Raw genomic sequence first — 4148 nt, forward strand, 5'->3', positions numbered from 1 at the left:
AGTATCAATAAGTAATTATATAAATTTTTCAATTTGGAGGAAGTTATTATGAAAAAGAAATTAGCAGCTATACCTTTAGTCACGGCACTTGCAATAACTCCACTGACATCTGTTTTTGGTGAAAGCAACGAAGTTAATGCTAGTTCGTCATCTCAAATTTCAAGTTACTCAGAATCCAATGTGACTGAAAACAATGAAATATATACTAAAGAATACGATAGTGAACTAGGTCAGTTTTATTTATTAAATAATGAAACAAATGAAAAAATCTATCAAGCTTTTGAATCAGATATTAATGGTAATCCAATAAAAATTTCTTTAGATGATTACAAAACACTATTAGAATCAACGGAAACCGTCAATACTAACTCATCTTCTAATATAAACATCGGTCCCCCTTTGCTTAAATCACCACTTTATACTACTGTTTATCGTTATGGAGGACAAGTTGGAAGTTCAGTTGTTAACGGGGCAGCTAAAAAAGTTACTCAAGATTTCAAAGGCCCAGCAAAACTAACTTATGGAGAGTCTGTAACAATTTCAAACTCATTTTCTGGTACGTATGCAGCTCAAGTAGAGGGAGCAATTAAATCGACTGCAACTTTTGGTTGGAATACATCATTAACAATCATATCTCAATTCTCAGTTACTTATGATATCCCAAAGTGTAAAACCGGATATATTAAGTTTACTCCATATCTGAACAAAACATGGGGCAAAGTTTATATTGATACTCGTAATACAGCAAATGTTACAATATCTACTCAAGATGGTGGAACTGCAACCGGTTATTCTCCTAAGAAGACTTCGAACGGAAAAGCTGACGGAGTATTTGCCATAGTGATAAAGTAGAAGAAGTGATTATTAATGAAAAAGTCAAAAAAATTCTCACTTATATTTCTTATTTTTATATTAGTAAGCTGTAATAATAGTATTTCAAACAAAAATAAAAATACAATAATAAACAAAGAACATAAAAATGGCGAATTAACAGATGATACAATTTATAATTATTTAAGACAGACCTTATTTACTAATAAAAATTATAATAATGTGATAGATTCATTTTATCTTTATGGTATGGATTCTAAAAATATATACGTTTTTTATCATTATGTTTTACTAGATAAGCAAAATAAAGTGATTGAAGAAAAATATTTTCCAGTCGTCATAAAAGTAACTGGTAATAAAAAAATTACTGCACAAATATCACCTAAAAATGGTGAAGATACTAAATATTTTTTAAGAAAGAATTTCCCTGAAAGTTTATGGGACGATGCAGAAAATATAAAAGATGAACTTATTTTTACTCACTCACAAATTCACGAATAGATTGAATAAAAAATTCTCTGTAAGATTAGTAGCGATTCAATATCACCCGATTACAAGGATTAAATAAAAAAAATAAACCCTGTCACCTAATAAAATGTACCCTATAGAATAGACACTTAAAAAAGTCTACTCTATAGGGTACTTTTGTTTATAATTAGAAAAAACGGGATTGGGGAAATTTTAGATGAGTAATAAAATATTTACTGATAAAGAAATTAATCTACTTTCCAAAAATCAATATGTAAAGTCAGTTAGTTCAAAAGGAATCACATACACTGATGAGTTTAACCGTATTTTTATTTCGGAAAACGTAAAAGGAAAATTAGCGAGAGAAATATTTGAAGAATCCGGATTTGATATTAAAGTGATTGGAATGAATCTCGTTCAATCTGCTAGTAAAAGATGGCGTACTGCATTTAAAGAGAACAGTGAACTGGGGCTTCGTGACACGCGATCGATTAATTTAGGAAGAAATCTAGAAAGAGAACTAACTTTGGAGGAAAAGAACGCTCGTTTAGAAGCAGAAATTAATCTACTTAAAGCTGAGAATGAACTATTAAAAAAGATTCGTTTCTTAGAAGGAAGGATGAAGTAGTCGTTATTTCTCCTAGCCAAAAATATATTCTAATACATTCCATAATTGAAAAGTTTGAATTAAAACATATGCTAACTTACCTTTGTAAGATAGCTGGCGTATCAAGAAGTGGTTATTATCATTACTTTTCTATTAAGTCACAAGAGCAAAGAAAGCTACAAGATGAAAAGAATGAGATTTTAAAAGAAAATATCTTAAAAGCATATCGCTTTAAGCGTTATAAAAAGGGGCACGTCAAAACAAGACTACATTGGCGGTCAATTTAAGATTGTCTACAATTTGAAAGGTATACGAAGAATCATGAAAAAATACGGTATAGTTTGCCCAATTAGAAAGGCAAATCCCTACAGACGAATGATGAAGGCTACTAAAGAACATAGGGTTGTGCCGAACCGATTGAATCGTCTATTTAAACAAGGCGTACCTGGAAAAGTACTTCTAACAGATATAACCTATCTTCATTATGGTAAGGGAAAAAAGGCCTATTTATCAACAATCCTAGATAGTTCAACAAATGAAATATTGGCTTATAATGTTTCAGACCGAATGGCAATAGAGCTAGCTACAGATACACTTCGAAAGTTAAATAAGAATCGTAATTTTAGGAAAGTAAAGGGTACACTTATACATTCAGATCAAGGAACACATTATACACACCCAGACTTCCAAAAACAAGTGAAGAAGCTAGGTTTAATTCAATCAATGTCTAGACGTGGAAACTGTTGGGATAACGCTCCACAGCAATCATTCTTTGGTCATTTTAAAGATGAAGTTTCTATTAAGTCATTTCAAAGTTTAGAAGAGCTAATAAAAGAAATCAACTATTACATGAAGTATTACAACCACTATAGATGTCAATGAAAATTAAAGAAGATGCCCCTGTTCAATACAGAAATCATCTCTTTAAAATTGCATAGACTTTTTTTTCAATGTCCTTTACAAAGGGTACATTTTAGATTAAAAACACTACTTCACTTTAGATTAAGATTCTTGAGAAAGACTTTTATAATTACAGTTAAATTTTACCATAAATAGATACTCTAAATTAGATAAGCAGTTAAATTTATTAGAACAAAAAGAGAAGTAGCAATTAGTAGTTAAATAATTTACTAGCTTGCAATTAGAAAATAAATTCACTAATTGTTCATATAAGTATATCATTCTACTTTTTACTTTCCTCCGAAATAATTATTGAAATACAAAATTTTAACTAAATTGGAGGACGATATGAATACTAAACGCGGGTTAGTTTTAATTTTATCAACGTTTTTACTAATTGGAGGAACATTACCAGGTTTTGTAAGCGCAAAAGAAATTAATTCACCAGTATATCTTAATGAAGAAAATACCTTTGAATTAGACACTGCTATAATTGGTGGAATGCCTCTACAGGAAGTTGAAGACTTACAACAAAATGTAGACTTAATGAACGAAATTGTTAAAAATAACGATAACGCAATAATAGGAAATGACAGTGTAACAGTTGAGATATCTGATGCTGAACTAACTCAAAAGGCAAACGAAGAAGGTTATAAAGTTCCTTTAGCACGAACTATTGGTAAAACAAAAGTTGTTTTCCACTCATGGGGAGTAGAAGTTTGGTTAAGTTCAACGGCTATAAAAACTTTAGGTGCAGTAGGTTATGCTGGATTTGCATGGATGCTTGGGATAGTGATCCCAGCCGGAGGTGGTGCATTATTAGCAGGACTTTTAGCCCCTCTTAACGCTAACTACATTTTAGCAAAATCTAAGCCATTATATATAAAAGTTTGGTATACAGGTAAAAAGACAGTAACAAATCAATAAAAATCTAAAATGAGGTTTTTTATGTTAAAACAAACTTTAAAACTATTCTTTAGTCCCTACTGGAAAGTTAGTAGGAAAAATCGATTTATCAGAAGTCTTTTCATGATACCAGGTAGCATAATAACAGCATTGTTAATTTGGAAATTTCCTATTCCAGCCTATGATGGAATGTATACATCTAACTATAACCTCAATCATGCAAGTGTCGATTACAAAAGTACAAAACATTTTAGACATACATGCGATACTTTTAATTGAATCTTGTGCAAGTATAGAATTTGTTTCACAACGTTTAGACAATAGAAAAATGGACATTATTCTAGAAACATATTCAGATATTACAGAAAAACTTGAAGAAGACGAACTTAAAAAGTTCGTCTCCACTATAATCTCTATTAACCAATTGAACCTTCCA

The 4148-nt window shown here is 30.5% G+C and carries 3 protein-coding genes and 1 pseudogene; all 4 read left to right on the forward strand.

The window, feature by feature from the left end:
• Nucleotides 1-48 precede the first annotated feature (48 nt).
• The 4 genes and pseudogenes from CN514_RS15480 to CN514_RS15495 all read left to right on the forward strand — a co-directional run bounded on the left by CN514_RS15480 (nucleotide 49) and on the right by CN514_RS15495 (nucleotide 3733).
• Nucleotides 49-852: a hypothetical protein gene (locus CN514_RS15480; RefSeq protein ID WP_098233360.1), complete on the forward strand. Its 804-nt coding sequence runs from the start codon at nucleotides 49-51 to the stop codon at nucleotides 850-852.
• A gap of 15 nt (nucleotides 853-867) precedes the next feature.
• Nucleotides 868-1332 (forward strand): hypothetical protein, encoded by a 465-nt coding sequence (locus CN514_RS15485; protein WP_098233361.1) that lies wholly within the window; start codon nucleotides 868-870, stop codon nucleotides 1330-1332.
• Nucleotides 1333-1516: 184 nt separating this feature from the next.
• Nucleotides 1517-2844: pseudogene (locus tag CN514_RS15490) on the forward strand (IS3 family transposase).
• A 310-nt stretch (nucleotides 2845-3154) separates the two neighbouring features.
• Nucleotides 3155-3733 (forward strand): hypothetical protein, encoded by a 579-nt coding sequence (locus CN514_RS15495; protein ID WP_098233362.1) that lies wholly within the window; start codon nucleotides 3155-3157, stop codon nucleotides 3731-3733.
• Nucleotides 3734-4148 lie beyond the last annotated feature (415 nt).

Source organism: Bacillus sp. AFS001701, assembly GCF_002559405.1.
In the GTDB taxonomy this organism is placed as follows: Bacteria; Bacillota; Bacilli; order Bacillales; family Bacillaceae_G; genus Gottfriedia.